This is a genomic window from Paenibacillus sacheonensis (genome assembly GCF_009909195.1).
In the GTDB taxonomy this organism is placed as follows: domain Bacteria; phylum Bacillota; class Bacilli; order Paenibacillales; family Paenibacillaceae; genus Paenibacillus_Z; species Paenibacillus_Z sacheonensis.
Genome location: NZ_JAAAMU010000003.1, coordinates 492,699 through 508,428 on the forward strand (window position 1 = coordinate 492,699; position 15,730 = coordinate 508,428).

The 15,730-nt window shown below is 55.2% G+C and carries 13 protein-coding genes and 1 pseudogene; 11 read left to right on the top strand and 3 right to left on the bottom strand.

Annotated features, from left to right (window positions below):
- Positions 1-38: 38 nt before the first annotated feature.
- From GT003_RS07595 to GT003_RS07605, 3 genes are read left to right on the top strand one after another with little or no spacing between them, the layout of a single operon-like run.
- Complete coding sequence (locus tag GT003_RS07595) at positions 39-1,808, top strand: histidine kinase (protein WP_161696061.1); 1,770 nt, start codon at positions 39-41, stop codon at positions 1,806-1,808.
- On the top strand, positions 1,783-3,414 hold the full coding sequence (locus GT003_RS07600) for a response regulator transcription factor (protein ID WP_161696063.1): 1,632 nt from the start codon (positions 1,783-1,785) through the stop codon (positions 3,412-3,414). The genes GT003_RS07595 and GT003_RS07600 overlap by 26 nt, the downstream gene beginning before the upstream one ends.
- Positions 3,415-3,472: 58 nt before the next feature.
- Positions 3,473-4,156 carry a Type 1 glutamine amidotransferase-like domain-containing protein gene (locus GT003_RS07605; RefSeq protein ID WP_161696065.1) on the top strand — a complete coding sequence of 228 codons (684 nt, stop codon included), beginning with the start codon at positions 3,473-3,475 and terminating at the stop codon, positions 4,154-4,156.
- Between the two features lie 89 nt (positions 4,157-4,245).
- On the opposite strand, the gene GT003_RS32445 is transcribed toward GT003_RS07605, so the two are convergent.
- The 3 genes and pseudogenes from GT003_RS32445 to GT003_RS07615 all read right to left on the bottom strand — a co-directional run.
- Positions 4,246-4,659, bottom strand: coding sequence for a hypothetical protein (locus tag GT003_RS32445; protein ID WP_239565844.1), 414 nt, complete (start codon positions 4,657-4,659; stop codon positions 4,246-4,248).
- A 74-nt stretch (positions 4,660-4,733) separates the two neighbouring features.
- On the bottom strand, positions 4,734-4,997 hold the full coding sequence (locus GT003_RS32450; RefSeq protein WP_239565843.1) for a hypothetical protein: 264 nt from the start codon (positions 4,995-4,997) through the stop codon (positions 4,734-4,736).
- Between the two features lie 387 nt (positions 4,998-5,384).
- Positions 5,385-5,597 (bottom strand): annotated as a pseudogene (locus tag GT003_RS07615) (zinc-binding dehydrogenase); the annotation flags it as partial.
- A 173-nt stretch (positions 5,598-5,770) separates the two neighbouring features.
- Here GT003_RS07615 and GT003_RS07620 point away from each other — a divergent pair.
- The 8 genes from GT003_RS07620 (at position 5,771) to GT003_RS07660 (ending at position 15,669) form a co-directional block, all read left to right on the top strand.
- On the top strand, positions 5,771-6,856 hold the full coding sequence (locus GT003_RS07620; protein ID WP_161696070.1) for an L-dopachrome tautomerase-related protein: 1,086 nt from the start codon (positions 5,771-5,773) through the stop codon (positions 6,854-6,856).
- An 859-nt stretch (positions 6,857-7,715) separates the two neighbouring features.
- Positions 7,716-8,234, top strand: coding sequence for a DUF3231 family protein (locus GT003_RS07630; RefSeq protein WP_161696074.1), 519 nt, complete (start codon positions 7,716-7,718; stop codon positions 8,232-8,234).
- A 259-nt stretch (positions 8,235-8,493) separates the two neighbouring features.
- The gene (locus GT003_RS07635) at positions 8,494-8,676 is read left to right on the top strand and encodes a hypothetical protein (protein WP_161696076.1); all 183 of its coding nucleotides are present in this window, start codon (positions 8,494-8,496) and stop codon (positions 8,674-8,676) included.
- A gap of 168 nt (positions 8,677-8,844) precedes the next feature.
- On the top strand, positions 8,845-9,981 hold the full coding sequence (locus tag GT003_RS07640) for a type III polyketide synthase (RefSeq protein ID WP_346266592.1): 1,137 nt from the start codon (positions 8,845-8,847) through the stop codon (positions 9,979-9,981).
- On the top strand, positions 9,974-10,702 hold the full coding sequence (locus GT003_RS07645; protein ID WP_161696080.1) for a methyltransferase domain-containing protein: 729 nt from the start codon (positions 9,974-9,976) through the stop codon (positions 10,700-10,702). The genes GT003_RS07640 and GT003_RS07645 overlap by 8 nt, the downstream gene beginning before the upstream one ends.
- On the top strand, positions 10,692-11,855 hold the full coding sequence (locus tag GT003_RS07650) for an NAD(P)/FAD-dependent oxidoreductase (protein WP_161696082.1): 1,164 nt from the start codon (positions 10,692-10,694) through the stop codon (positions 11,853-11,855). The genes GT003_RS07645 and GT003_RS07650 overlap by 11 nt, the downstream gene beginning before the upstream one ends.
- A complete protein-coding gene (locus GT003_RS07655; protein WP_161696084.1) occupies positions 11,849-14,005 on the top strand; it encodes an MMPL family transporter in 2,157 nt (718 codons plus the stop codon). The genes GT003_RS07650 and GT003_RS07655 overlap by 7 nt, the downstream gene beginning before the upstream one ends.
- 134 nt (positions 14,006-14,139) lie before the next feature.
- Positions 14,140-15,669, top strand: coding sequence for an FAD-dependent oxidoreductase (locus GT003_RS07660; RefSeq protein WP_170312151.1), 1,530 nt, complete (start codon positions 14,140-14,142; stop codon positions 15,667-15,669).
- Positions 15,670-15,730 lie beyond the last annotated feature (61 nt).

The window sequence follows — 15,730 nt, forward strand, 5'->3', positions numbered from 1 at the left end:
TCGAATCGACTAGACAGTTTAGGGGTTGAAGGCGGGCCATGATTAAAACACCGATGTTCTCGATCCGGAACACCCTGTTTCTTCGCTTGATTTTTACCTTTTTGCTCATCTTGATGCCCCTGATCATTCTGGGCGTGTATCTGTACCAATGGTCGATTCATACGGCGAGAGAGGATATCGCCAAGACGGCTGCCTCCCAGACCGCCTTCTATCTAACCGATCTCGAGAACGAGATCGAGCGAATCAAGCTGCTGCAATTCGGCCTGCTCGAAGACGAGGACCTGAACAAGCTGACGCTCCTCTGGAATCGTATGGGGGTGATAGAGAAAACCGACAAAATCAATTCGCTGCGCAATCGGCTTTATCTTGTTCAGAACAGCAGCAAATATATCAAAAAAGTAAGCGTTTACATCAATCCTATCGGGCGCGTCGTTTCGTCCGTCGACGGCGTAAGTCCGCTCGAAGAGGCGCTTTACGAAGACGTTCTCTCCGTTTACGGCAGCCGGAATACCCGGATCATCGAATGGAGGAACGGCCTGTATCTCAGCGCGGCAAAACCGAGCGGAAGACCGAAGGGACAACCGTTATTTATCGTCGAGATTGAATTGGACCAGCAGAAACTAACGGAAGCCTTGGCTCAATTCAACACGTATTCCGGAAGCGGCACGCTGCTCCTCACGGCGAACGGCGGCATCCGGCTGGCGAGCGGCTCCGTCGTATCCTTCCTGAAGGAAGCTTCCTTGTACGTCGAACAGAAGAAAACCCCCGACAACTCCGGCGAAGCCAGAACGTTCGGAGGGCATTTGTATTACACCATCCATGCCGGCTCAGGGAAGCTGGATATGGCGATTTATCGGTTCATCCCCTCCGAGGTCATACGAAAGCCTTTGGACAAATTCTATGCTTGGGCTTGGCTTTTCGCCGCGGCGGCGTTCGTTATCGTCGCCATCTATGCGATGTCGACTTATAAGTTCATTCACAAACCGCTGCTTCGGCTCGTGAAGAGCTTCCGCCGCGTCGAGAACGGCGACTTGGAGCAGGTCATCACGCACGCATCCAAAGATGAATTCGGTTATCTGTACAGCCGATTCAACCAGATGGTCGCCAACCTGCGGTCGCTGATCGACCAGGCATACAGGCAGAAGCTGATGGCGCAGCGGTCTGAGCTGAAGCAGCTTCAATCGCAGATCAATCCTCATTTTTTGTTCAACAGCTTGTTTATTTTGAGCACGATGGCCCGAACGGGCGATATGGAACGGGTAGAGCAATTTACGATCCAACTCGGCGAATATTTTCGCTTCGTGACCCGCAGCGCCTCCGACGAGATCTCGCTCGAGCAAGAAATTCATCATGCGCGCACGTATATGGATATTCAGCTCCTTCGCTTCTCTAGGCGCATCCGCGCGCGGTTCGAGGAACTCCCGGAGGAAGCCGCGCATGCGAAAGTACCGCGGCTGGTCGTACAGCCGATTATCGAGAACGCTTTCGAACACAGCCTGGAGCGCATCGAGAGGAATGGATTGATCGTCGTACGCTTCGAAAGCAGGGACGATGAATTCCGTATCGTCGTCGAGGATAACGGCAACAACTTGTCCGAAGAGAAGTTGGGCGAATTATCCAGGGCTTTGGCCAACCGGGACGAATATGCAGAGACGACGGGGATGGTCAATATCCATCGCCGCTTGACGATAACGTTCGGCGAGAGGGGCGGCGTCCGGGTCGCCCGAAGCGAGCTTGGAGGACTTCAAGTGACGATTCACTTTCCATGGGAGGGACAAGCCGATGTACCGTTTGCTGATCGTCGATGACGAAGAGATGATAACCGATGGACTGTACGAGATTTTGGCCGGCTGCGACTTGGATCTTGATCTGTGCAAGGCTTACTCCGGCAGGGAGGCGTTGAGCTGGCTTCATCAAACCAGGGTGGACATCGTGCTGTCCGATATCCGGATGCCTGGAATCGACGGGATGCAGCTGCTGTCCATCATCAAGCGGAATTGGCCGCATTGCCGGTTGATCTTCCTGACCGGCTACAGCGACTTCGATTCCGTGTACCGGGCCATTCAGACTCCTGATGTGCAATACCTGCTCAAAAGCGAAGGTTATCCGAAGGTCATTCAGGCGGTCGGCCAAGCCGTGGCGGAGCTGGATGACAGCCTGCGCGTGAACGGTCTCATCCAACGGGCGCAGGAGAAGCTCAAAACGCTGGAAGTGCTGGCGCGCGGCGAGTACTTTCGCCATCTGCTGCACGGCGCGAGTCCGGCGCCGAGCCTGGCGGCGGACTTCCTTAAGCTGAATATCCCTCTAGATGCCGACAGACCGATTTACCTGGCGCAGGGAGATCTTTCCCGGATCTCCTCTGCCGTGTCGTCTTATGCCAACCGGCATGAATCGGCCATGGCCATCATGCTGCTGGCCGAAAGCTTGCTGAACGGCCAGGTTCGGAGCCTCGGCATGATCGACCGCTTCGGGGACCCGCTGTGGCTGATTCAAGAGTCGGCTGACCGAGCATACGGGAACGAAGCGGAAGAAGGCGCCTCCGTCCTCCCTTATTTGGTAGGTCAATTCGAACTGATCCAAAGCTCGTGTTCGAAGAGCCTGGACCTCTCCGTGGCCGTCACGCTGGCGGATCGGCCATGCGATTGGACGAAGCTGTCTGGAACCTATGACAAAATGAAGCGGCAGCGGCAGATACGAACCGGAGACGGCGCTCAAATGGTGCAGACGGTAAACATGGAGGCTTCCTGCTGTGCGAAAGAGCGTTCGCCGCGGGACAAATCGGACGCGTTGTCCGTGCATCTGGATGCCGGCAGACGGGACGAATTCCTCCTGCTGTTCGATGAGTTGACGCAATCGGAGCGAGACAACGGCGCGCCCTATCTGCTGGAGCTGTATTACACGATCTCGCTTGTCTTATTGTCGTACGTCAACAGATGGGAACTGGAGAATCAGGTCTCCGGCGTCTCGGCTCTCATGCGCCATGACGAATTCGAGTCGTGGAAGGAGGCGTTCGCATTCCTTCGGACGACGGCTATGGCGCTGTTCGAACTGCGGAGTTCAGGCGAAAGCAACCGGGCAGCCGAAGCGATCCTGAAAGTCCGCGCTTATATAGAGGGCCATCTGGACGAGGATCTGTCGCTGGTCCGCCTCGCCGGTTACATTCACTTTAATCCGTCGTATTTATCGCGTCTGTTCAAGCAGGAGTGCGGCGTCAACCTGTCTGAGTATATCGAGGCCGCGCGAATCGAGCGGGCCAAGGAATTGCTGAGGAACGATGAATTGAAGGTGTTGGAAGTCGGGGTTCGGGTCGGCTACGAGGCGTCCCAGTCGTTCACCCGCTTTTTCAAAAAAACCATGGGCGTAACGCCCGTGGAGTACAGGGATGCCTCAAGAACGGTACGAGAAATCCGGTAGAAATTTGAAAAGCCTTCAGGAATAACGACTAACGGACGCTACGACAAGGAGTGAAGGTATGAAGTTATTGCTCACATCCGCAGGGATTCTTAATAAAAGCATGCACGACGCGCTAGTCGACATGCTGGGCAAGCCGATCGCCGACTGCAACGCCCTGTGCATCCCCACCGCGATGTACGGACACCCTTGGGTCGGCCCCGGCGTCAAAGCCTGGGAGTTCGTCAGCGGGAATTCCGAGAATCCCATGGTCGGCCTGGGCTGGAAGTCCGTCGGGGTCTTGGAGCTCACGGCGCTGCCAAGCATCAGCAAGGACCGCTGGGTGCCGCTGGTTCGGGAGGCGGACGTCCTTCTGGTGTCGGGGGGTGACGCCCTCTATCTGTGTCACTGGATGCGGCAGTCCGGACTGGCAGACCTGTTGCCGTCGCTGCAGGCCGTTTATGTGGGGATGAGCGCCGGGAGCATGGTGATGGCGCCTAACATTGGGGAATTCTTCGTTGGCTGGACTCCGCCGACCGGCGGCGATGAAACGCTGAGCCTGATTGATTTTGCGATCTTTCCGCATCTGGACCACGAGTTGCTGCCCGGAAACACCATGGCTGCCGCGGAGAGATGGGCCGCCGGGATGCAAGGGCTGGCATATGCAATCGATGATCAGACCGCCATCCAAGTAATCGACGGGGCAGTCGAAGTTATTTCCGAAGGGAAATGGAACTATTTTTCGGCCTGTATTCAAAAGGGTTAATCACCCTATATGTAAGACACCATGAGGCAGCCATTCTCAGATATAGATTGGCTGCCATCTTCAATGGATTTTTGATAAGAGGATGACTATTATGAAGCGGTATAAGTTAGACTGGCGCTAAATGAAAGTTGTGTGATATCTGCCGCAGAGGGATCGGTCGCCGCAAACGTTCTAACGCGAATTCCGATTCGATCACCCGCGGAAACTATTAATGAGCCAAGATTGATATTCGTCGCACTACGGAAAGTACCGGCTGTAATGATATTATTCGGAAATCCGAATCTTACCGAACTCGTTAAAGGGGTTGTTAGATAAGGGGAAGAACTATGATCAATCCCATTATTAGGAGCAGACGGTGATCGGAATACCGTAAAATCATATTGAAGACCGAGCGTATTAATAGAGACCACGGAAGCAACCAATAGATCTGCACTAATTTGTAGATTTTGAACTGTGCCCGCAAAGGGAATCGGGAAAGCAAAGCCGCCTGCTTCAGGTGGCATTGTCGATTCTCCAGAACCGTCAATAACCTCAACGGTATGATTGCCAAAACCCATTAATATTGGAGCGGCCGATACTACTGCAGCTCCGCTAAGAATGATCCCCGTTGAAAATGGAATGATTCCTCCAGTTCCGGCCGGTCCAGCCGGTCCTGTTGGTCCAAGTAGACCTTGGGGGCCAGGGACTCCGGTTGCTCCTGCTGGTCCTGTCGCACCTGTTGCTCCTGCCAGTCCAGCTGCTCCAAGAGCTCCTGCAAGCCCGGCAAGTCCAGCAGGCCCCACCGATCCGATAGCACCCGCAAGGCCCGCAAGTCCAGCGGGTCCGACTTCGCCGATTGCACCTACAAGCCCTGCAAGGCCAGCCGGTCCAAGTGCGCCTGCAAGCCCGGTTGCTCCGGCTGCTCCAATTGCGCCTGCAAGTCCTTCAAGCAGTTGTTGTCCTTCCGCCGGAGGTCCAGGAGGTCCAGGCGGGCCTTGAGGACCGCGCGGGCCGGGAGGTCCAGGAGGACCGTTATGTTTGCCCATATTTTTCATCTCCTTGTTTCGACACTGATTCAGCATATTAACAGCCTATAGACGGAGACACAGCAAATACCTATATTAATAAAAATAGGCGACTAGAGCTTGCTGAAGCTGAATAAATGGTTTTAACATCAGCTTCTATCCGGTAGAACTCTCAGCGTGTCAGGACGGAACGTTCATAGCGGTCTGAATGTTTTTCAGGTCGAGCCGTCCATTCCTACCGCATCGATCACGACATCGGCGCCGCCTTTGGTCATTTCCTTGAGATTGTTGCGGATATTCTTATCTTGTTCGAAGTTTACGATTTCCACATGGTTGGTTCGCTTCGGATGCTGTAAGCGGTAATCGGCATAGCCGACGGCTATAACCCGCTTTGCTCCTATCAGCCAGCAGAATTTCTGGGCTAGAAGTACGGCAGGCTCGGCAGAGTCGCCTTCAGAAGGCTTCGGCTTGTGCCGAAGCCTTTTGTTTTTGAGATGTCTCGGACATTTCTCGAAAAACTGAAATCGAATAGAATAGCCAAGCATTTGAAAACGTTTCTAACATATATAGATAATAGCCGTTCGAATGCGTGGGGAGGAACTAGAAAACTATGTTAGCTACGGAAGACTATTTCGGTCATTTCGAAACCGTTTATTTATTTTATGGGGCTATGCCTACGGGCGTAAGCGTATCGGAAACCGGGCGTATCTTCGTTTGCTTTCCGAAATGGGGAGATGACGTTAGATTCACGGTAGCTGAAATTGTCGGGAGGCGGTTACAGCCTTATCCTGATTTGGCAACGAACACGATCAACCCTTTGAATAGCACGATGTCCTTCATCAGCGTCCAAAGTGTATTCGCCGATGGAAGGGGAACGTTGTGGGTGCTGGATACGGCTGCACCGAATTTTTCCCAGCCCATTCAAGGAGCGGCAAAACTAGTCGCGATAGATTTAAAGACGAATGCAATTCGAAACGTATATACGTTTGCGGAAGATGTCGTCTTGCCGACAACGTATTTGAACGATGTCCGGTTTGACTTTCGCGTCGGTAAATCAGGTTACGCCTATATAACGGATTCTTCTTCCAAAGGTCCAGGCGCTATCATAGTCGTGAATTTAGAAAATGGAAATGCGTTTAGACGGTTAAACGGAGCCAATTCAACGTCGCCCGATCCGTATTTTTTACCGAAAGTGGAAGGCAAAATACTGATGAATCGGAACGCGGACGGTTCGACATCTCCCTTTCGATCGGCCTCCGACGGTATAGCGATCTCCCCCGATGGAAAACTGTTGTTTTTTTGTCCATTGACCAGCCGTCATCTATACGCGATCCCAACGGAAGCCTTAAGAGACAGAACGATAACGGATTTTAACTTGCAATATCATGTGCAGTATCGGGGAGAAAAAGGCGCGTCCGATGGAATGATAACCGATGCACAAGGAAACGTTTACGCCGGAGACTATGAAAACGATAGCATTCGCAAGATATTGCCGAATGGAATAATGGAAACGGTCGCGCATGATCCGAAAATTTTATGGCCCGATACTTTTTCCATTGGTCCGGATCGACACTTATTTGTAATTGTGAACCAACTGCATCGGCAGGCAAGATATCATTATGGAAAAGACCTGCGACAAAAGCCTTATGGTTTACTGCGCATAAAAATCGATGAATTGCCCGCTCCTTCTTTCTGAGGAGGATGGAAGAAGGAGGTTTGCTGGAGTTTGCTGCGTTTTACAGGAATTCTAAACAATCCTGTAGAGCTTAAGAAATGAGCTTTGTAAAAAAGGAAGCCTCGGTATGACGGGTTTGTCGAGAACACGTCAGGGAGGAGCTTTAACTATGAAGTTTAAGAAAATAGACGAACAAATCAACGGATTGAACGAATTACCACCTCGCATCTCGTCGTAAAGGATCGACGTGACAATACCAACGCAGCAAAACCCCTGCGACTACTCGCTGGGGTTTTCGTTCTTCTCAAAAAAGAGGAGCCTGCCGTCCGGTGTTAACGGGCCTTATCCATATCATAGCTATTGTACCCAGAAGGGTGATGCAACAGTGTTAGATGATAGTCAGCCAGATTAGAAAAAACGTCCGCACAAAACGATTACCAACAAAATGTACAGAACAAGCAGTCCGCCTACACCATACCCGCCAAATCCGCCGACTGACCCGCCGCAACCAACTCCGCCTACGCCACCAACGTTACCATATCCCAATATGGTCAGCTCCTTTTGTTTAGGTACACGGCAGTATATGTGTATTCGGGCATGTTGTATGGGCTATTGTCAGAAAGGGGCAAACGTCTAGAATACAAGGCCACTGGCAATACCGGGAAGCCGACTGACTTCGATGCCCTGCTGTCACGAATATGCGCAGCAGCCGCGTGTTGGACAACTTAATGCGGAGGCGTTTGAGGAAACGAACCGATACACGAAGGTCATGCCGGCGCAGGGCAGCGCGGTTCGTGCTCGATCATCAAGCGGACATGAATTTTGTGCAATTGGATATAATATGCCGGTACAAAATGAAGAATATAAGGAGCGAAATTAAATGGGAGTCTTAAGCGGTAACCCTAAAGATGAACCAATGCATTATGGAGAAATTTCCAGTGTTTGGATGGCCTCAACAACAGCAAAAGGCGTTGTATCCTGCTACCAAGCCTATTTAAACCACGCTGGAGACAAAGACCTTAAAAAAGTACTCGAAGATCTTATTGATCAAGCAAAGCTAGAGATTAAAGAATGTGATGCATTACTTATTGATAACGGAATTTCCCCTGCACCAACAATGCCGGAAAGACCACAAGTTAAACTCGAAGACATCCCTGCCGGGGCAAGATTTACTGATCCTGAAATAGCTGCTGCACTTTCTGCAGATACTTCCATCGGCCTAGTCGCTTGCAGTCAAGTAATGGGACAATCAGTTAGAGTGGACATTGGAGCTCTATTTGCTAAATACCATCTCACTAAAGCGGCATTTGGTGTTACATTACTCCACCTAAACAAGGAAAAAGGTTGGTTAATTCCTCCTCCTCTCCAAGTAAAGCGACCTGAGACCGTTAACGCATAAATTCACGATCCCGCTCTTTGAGTGGGATTCTTTTTCTTCTAGTTGCTTATTACTTAATATTCATTGAGTTACCCGGTCACGGGCAGACAGCAAAGTTAGTTATCATTGGCCGGCGAGATTTAACTGGCGGCTTATTCGTCATCCTTAGGTCGATGTCAGCGCGGTGAAGAATGAAGCAGGATGAAATCAAAGCCAATGGGAATTCTATTATTGACCGATCGTTAGAATTGGTTTAGCAATCGAGAAAGGCGGTGAAACGATGACAACGAGTCGTGGACATCAAGGAGCCCATGGAATCGGACAAGCGGAGAAGCAGCTGAACCGGCAAGCGAACGCGGCTGAAACCATTCAAGGATCCAATTCTACAGACCAAGAGGTGCTTGAAGCTAGTAACGAACCATCGCATATGTTGGATGAAGTAATCGACGTCAACAATGATTAAATCCTTGACTGCAAGCGGACAAAAAGATATGGAATTCATGCCGCGCTCTGCGCGGTTTTTTAATTTCATATATTCCCCCCGGAAGAAGAATAGAGTTATGGAAAGCATGTCTTATTCGTTTCGAAACGGGGGCGGTTTTCCATGGAATTATCCACGGCATCGGTCGCAATGTTAGGAATTGGGACGGCAGTGCCGGATCATATACTCGACCAGTCGGAAACGGCGCAGCGTTTGACGGACGCTCTTGGCAGCACCACCGACGCCGCCCGCTGGGCGAAACGGATCTTTAAGAAATGCGGGGTTCAAACTCGTTATACGTGCGAGCCCGAGCTGCTCATGCCTGCCGCAAACAACCGGTATTTCGCCCAACTGTCCGGGCTGCCTGTACCGACCACGGCAGAACGGATGGCTGCTTATAAACGAGCTGCGGCGCCGCTGGCACTGCAGGCGGCTAGGAAGGCAATGGCCGATGCCGGCGTCGAACCCGAAGCCGTTACGCATCTGCTGACGGTCAGTTGTACCGGTCAGTTTCTCCCGGGTCTGGATACGGTGCTTGTCAGGCAGCTGGGACTATCGCTCTCGGTAAACCGTATTCCGTTGACCTTCCTAGGCTGTGCGGCAGGACTAAAGGCGATCGGCATGTCGCGGGATATCGTCGCCGGGCATGCGGATGCCGTCGTGCTGGTTGTCAGCGTCGAGCTGTGCACGATCCATATGCAATCTTCGCCGGATCGCGAAGCCTTGTTCGGAGCATCGTTCTTCGGAGACGGCGCTTCCTCCTGCGTCATCGGCAGAGCAGGTCAGGCGAGCGGACCAGTATTCGCGCTGGGAGAGGCGCACAGCGGCCTCATGCCCGATACGGCCGGCGAGATGATCTGGGAAGTAGGGAATTTCGGCTACGATCTCTACTTATCTCCGCGAATCGCCCAGCTGATCGGGAATCGGATTCCCGGCCAACTTGCGCCGCTCTTGCGGGAAGACGGTCCCTTGCCCGGAATCTGGGCGATTCATCCCGGGGGGAAAGGCATTATCGACGCACTTGAAGAAGCGCTCGGATTGTCAGCGCGCCATACGCGGTTCAGCCGTGATGTGCTTCGCGATTACGGCAACATGTCCTCCGCGACGATTCTGTTCGTATTGGAAGCGATCCGCCAAGCGTTCGTGCGAGAATCGGCCGCCAGAACGGAAGGGTTCTGCCTGGCTTTCGGGCCAGGCCTCTCTTGCGAAACCGTACCGATCACTTACCTCCCCGCAACAGGGGCAGTAGCGATCGGCGCCGAGGCAAGGGCGGCTTCCCATGCTTAGGCTGTTACGCGAACGTGCCGCTTCGCGCGAGCTTATGGACGACCCGGCACAGGACGGAGAAGAACTGAAGGTTGCGCTGCGGCATCTTCGCAGATTGAACCGTCTCTTCCGCGCGGCTTCCCCGATGCTGTACGGGGTTGCGCGGCTATGGACGGAAACCGGCAAACCGAGGCGACTAACCGTGCTCGATATCGGAGCGGGCTCCGGCGATATCAATGCGGCCCTGCTCCGATGGGCCGATGCGCGGGGGATCGAACTTACGGTAACGCTGGTCGACCGGACGCAAGAGGCCTGCGCGGAAGCAGCCGCCTATTACGCGGACGAGCCCCGAATATCGGTCATGTGCCGCGACGTGTTGGATTTGGACGAGCAAGCGGCCGATATCGTGACGGGTTCCCAGTTCGTTCATCATTTCGCATCGAAGGAATTGCCGGACGTGGCTTCCGCGATGCTGAGAGCTTCCAGAATCGGTATCGTTATACAAGATATTCATCGCCACTGGCTGCCGTGGGCGGCCGTGTGGCTTGCGGCGCGGCTCGTCTCGAATAACCGTTACATTCGTAACGACGGTCCGTTATCCGTTGCCAAAGGCTTTCGTTCGGAGGATTGGAGACGATTGAACGAAGCACTGGGCAGGCCGGGATTACGCTATGCCTGGCGGCCGTTGTTTCGTTATGTCGTGACCATTCGCAAGAGCGGAGGGAGCGCGAATGAGCGATAGCCGGACATTGGACGCCGCGATTCTCGGCGCGGGCATCGCAGGCAGCTGCTTGGCGATTCTGCTGGCAAGGCGAGGCTGGAAGGTCGCGCTGATTGACCGCCAATCCTTTCCGCGCCATAAGGTCTGCGGGGAATTCTTGTCTCCCGATGCGGTCGAAGCGCTGGTCGCCTTGGGCTTGGAAGAACGTCTTCAATCGCTTCGGCCTGCCGTTATTCGGAGCGCTCGTCTCGATTTCGGAAGCAGGAACCCGGTTAACGCGCAGTTGCCGGGCGCGGCGTGGGGGATCAGCCGTTATGCTCTCGACGCGGCGCTGCACGATGAAGCGCGGCTCGCCGGAGCGGATGTCGCGACGGGTACCGCAGTCGGGGCCGTCCGCTTATGGGACGGCGGATACGAACTGGATATGAAGCGAGGCGCAGCACAGGTATCGATACGGTCCAGATCCGTGATCGGAGCGTGGGGAGGAAACGGGCGCATTCCGGATATGCCGGGCGCGCAGCGGAGGCGACTCTCCCCTTGTCCCTACGTTGGGGTCAAGACGCACTTGTCAGGCATCGAGCTGGACGGAGAGCTGGAGCTTTATTTTTTTGCCGGCGGGTATTTGGGGCTGTCTTCGGCAGGGGATGGCATCGTCAACGCCGCGGCATTGCTCGACCAACGGTCATTCCGGCATGTGCCGTCAACGGTAACCGGCTGGCTGGAGGCGGCCGGTCAGCGCAATCCGCGGTTGGCGAGGCGGATAGCCGAAGCCAGACCCGCCGGCGGCACGCAAACCGCCGTCGCGCCCGTGCGTTTATTCGACCCGCCGCTCGCCTGGAACGGCATTCCCTTGATCGGCGATGCCTGCGTGACGATACCGCCCTTGTGCGGGGACGGGATGTCGATGGCCATCCGTTCGGCGCAGCTCTGCGCGATATCGGCTGACCGCTGCTTGCGCAGTCAAACGACGCAGGAGCAGTGGAAAATCGAATATACGAAGGCGATCGATCGGCATTTCCGCCATCCGCTCCGATGGGGCAGGCTGCTCCAGCGCGTCGCGGGCAATCCTTCGTTCACGATCCTGGCGGCTGCCGCTGCCGGACGTCTGCCGAGCGTCGTCGCTCGGTTGGTGAAAGCCACCCGGCTCGGCAAAACGGAAGTCCTCCCATGGTAAGATCCCTCCGCGAATCCGGGATGCCGCCGCTCATCGGACCGCTTGTCCGGCTGTCCGTCCGTCATCCTTCCGCGATCGTGTTCCTCTGGCTGGTGTTTATCGCCTTGTTCGGAAGCTTCTCTTCGAAGCTTCCGTCCGTCGCGCAAGAGCACGGGTTAACGCCGGCCGGAGATGCCGAGTACGTGCAGCGCCAGATCGCTTTCGACTATGGCATTCCTCCGAATCCCGTCCTCCTCGTGTTCGAATCGGATGAGAGAGGCACCGCTCCGGCTTTTCGCGCTTTTATTGCGCACGCGCTGCAAACCGTTCATGCGCTGCAAGGCATCTTCGTCGCTGCTTCGCCGCTGGAGCAACCAGGCATGCTGAAGGCGCACAGCGCGTATGCCATGCTTGCCTTGGACGACGGCTCGTCGGCGATCGATGCCGGATTAATGGATGAGCTGAACCGCCGATTGCCTAGGGAGGAGCATTACCGCGCCGGCTTGACGGGCAATCCCGTCGTGCAAGGGCTCGTGAACGAAGCAAGCCGCGAAGATTTGGCGAAAGCGGAACGGTTCGGCATCCCAGCCGCGTGTCTGCTCCTTTGGCTTGCGTTCGGCGGGCTGCTGCCGGCGCTTATTCCCGTCGTGACCGGCATCGTCGCGGTGACCGGAACGATGGGACTGCTTTATTTCGCAGGCAAACACGCCTCGCTGTCCGTGTTCATCCTGGATGTCGTACCCATGGCCGGCCTTGCGCTGTGCCTGGATTTTGCGCTGATGATCGTCAGCCGCTTCCGGGACGAAGTCGCGGATTATCCTCCGGACCAAGCGGTGTTCCGAACCATGGCGACTTCCGGCAGGGCGGTGGCATACTCCGGCGCCTGCGTCGGAGCCGGACTGGCAGGCACCTTGTTTATCCCGCTGCCGATGTTCACGAGTCTCGCTCTGGGGGCGACGGCGGTGACGCTCGTCTCGCTGCTGGTGAATGTCACGCTGGTCCCGGCCATTCTCGTCCTGACTGACCCCTATCTGCGTCGGAAACCGAAACGCCGCCGCGGCCGAGCCTCGCTTTCCGTCTGGGAGAGGCTGCCGCGATTCGCGGCGAAGCGTCCGGTAGGAACTTGCTTGCTCTGCGGCGGCCTCCTGCTGGCGTGTCTGCTTCCGCTAGGCGGCATGCGCGTGGCGGTGCCGGACGCGGACTCGCTTCCGCGCGGCGATGCGGCCAGGGCGGCTTATCATGCGTACCGCGAGAATTTTTCTTCCGACGCCGATGCGGAAGTCGACCTGCTGCTGCGTGCGGAGGACGGTCGATGGGATGGAAGAGAACAGCGGGGATTGGAGGATTTCCGAGCCGCAATCGAGGAGGATCCCCTCGTTCGATCCGTGTCCCTTGTCCAGTATCCCGAGCCGCCGGAAGCGGCGGAACAATCGCTGCGAGCTCGAAGCGGAGCGTTCGGAGAGACAAACGCCGGCCGATGGATGTGCGTCATGCTCCGCGGAGACCCGGCTTCCGCGGAAGCGAGAAACTGGGTCCGGGATTGGCAGGGCGGCGCGGCGCAGGGATCGCTGATCGTGTATGCCGGAGGAGAAGCCAAATACGAGCAGGAGATCTACGACGCGGTGGTCGGACATCTCCCGCTTGCGCTGGGGTTCGTACTCGTCGCCACTTACGTCTTGTTGTTCGCTTCATTCCGTTCTGTCTTCATTCCGCTCAAGAGCTTGCTGATGAATACGATCAGTATTAGTGCCGCGTTCGGCGTATTGGCGTTGGCTGCCCGGTTCGGGTTGTTCGGCATGGAAGCTGGACGCGTGGCGATCATGATTCCCGTCTTTATTTTCGGACTCGTGTTCGGAATCAGCATGGATTACGGCGTGTTTCTGATTTCCCGCATTGCCGAGGCTTACGCCAGGACGGAGGACAACGCGCTTGCGATTGCGGAAGGCAGCGGCCAAAGCGGCAAAATCATTTCCGCTGCCGCCGCCATCATGATCGCGGTCACGCTGCCGTTCGCATGGGGACGGATCGAAGGCGTCAAACAGCTCGGCATCGGCATTTCGACGGCCATCTTGATTGACGCAACCATCGTACGGATGCTGCTCGTGCCATCGCTTATGAGCATGCTGGGGAAATGGAACTGGTGGGGTCCGAGAAGACAAGGAAAGCGTTGAGGTGCCGCTGAACGGCTCATGGCGTGAAATGCAAACAGGTCATGAATAATTTTCCATGCCTTGCACAAGGCTAATCAGGTCGTTTATGGACGTCGCTCAGAATCATGACATATCCAACATGAAGGAGAATTTCCTTGACACCGATTCAGTTACCGCAATTTCCAGCGTCTTATTGGACAGCATCTCAACCGGAGCGCGCCAGCTACCCGAAGCTTGACCAAGATATCGAAACGGAGGTCGTCGTCGTAGGCGCGGGCATCGCGGGGATCACGGCCGCGTATGTACTCGCTCGGCAAGGATATCGCGTCGCGCTCGTGGAAGCGGGGGAAATCCTGAACGGAACGACGGCCCACACCACGGCCAAAATAACGGCCCAGCATGATTTAATCTACGATGAGCTGATCAAGTCGAGCGGAAAAGACGATGCGGGATTATATTATCAAGCTTCGGCAGAGGCGATCGCGTTCATCAAGCAAACCGTGGAAGACCAAGGCATTTATTGCGGTTTCACCGAGCAGGATGCTTACGTCTATACGAATGCCGAGGCGTACCTGTCGAAGCTGGAAAACGAAGCCAAGGCTTATGAGGACCTCGGCATTCCCGGAGCCTACCTCGACCGAATCCCGTTATCCGTTCCCGTGCTGGGCGCCGTGAAAATGAGCCGTCAGGCGCAGTTTCATCCCCTGCAATACTTACGGAGACTCGCGGAATTAGTCGTGGAAAAAGGCGGGGAAATCTATGCGCATACGACGGCGGTGGAAGTGAGCCCCGGGGACAACCCCGTCGTCATTACGAGCGACGGTCATAAGCTGAGCTGCAGATTCGTCGTATCCTGCACCCACTTTCCCTTCTATGACGGGCATGGGTTTTACTTCTCCAGGATGCATGCGGATCGTTCTTACGTGTTGGGACTCGAAGCGGAAGACGCGTATCCCGGCGGCATGTATCTCAGCGCGGAGGATCCGAAACGCTCGATACGATATGCTGATATGTCCGATGGATCCAAACTGATTATCTTAGGCGGACAAAGCCATAAAACCGGACAGGGCATCTGCACCATTCACCATTACGAGGAGCTGCAGAAGTTTGCCGAGGAACATTTCCGGGTGAAAGAAATCGCCTACAGATGGTCGGCCCAAGACCTGGTGACCGGCGATAAACTGCCGTTTATTGGCCGCATCACGGCCTCCTCGCCGAACGTCTTCATCGCGACCGGTTTCAGAAAATGGGGAATGACGAACGGAACGGCAGCCGCTCTATTGATCAAGGATCTGATAACGGAGGGGGAAAGCCGTTATGAACGGCTGTATGCGCCTTCGCGCCCGCTATCGCTCAAAACGATCGGCAGCTTCATCTCCGATAACGCGGATGTCGCCAAGCACCTGATCGGCGGCAAGCTGCAGCATGCCACCCGACGCCCCGATCAATTGGCCATCGACGAAGGGGCAATCGTTCAAGTGAACGGGAAACGGGCTGGCGGTTACCGGGATCAAGACGGCAAGCTGCATGTCGTGGATACGACTTGTACGCATATGGGCTGCGAAGTGGAGTGGAACAACGGGGACCGAACATGGGACTGCCCGTGCCATGGATCGCGGTTTTCCATCGCGGGCGAGGTTATCGAAGGCCCGGCGGAGAAGCCGTTGAAGCAGCTTCAGGCGTAGTCCGATTACGAATGGCCGAGATTGACGGAGAGACCCAGAGGTACGATTTCGTGGTGTGTTC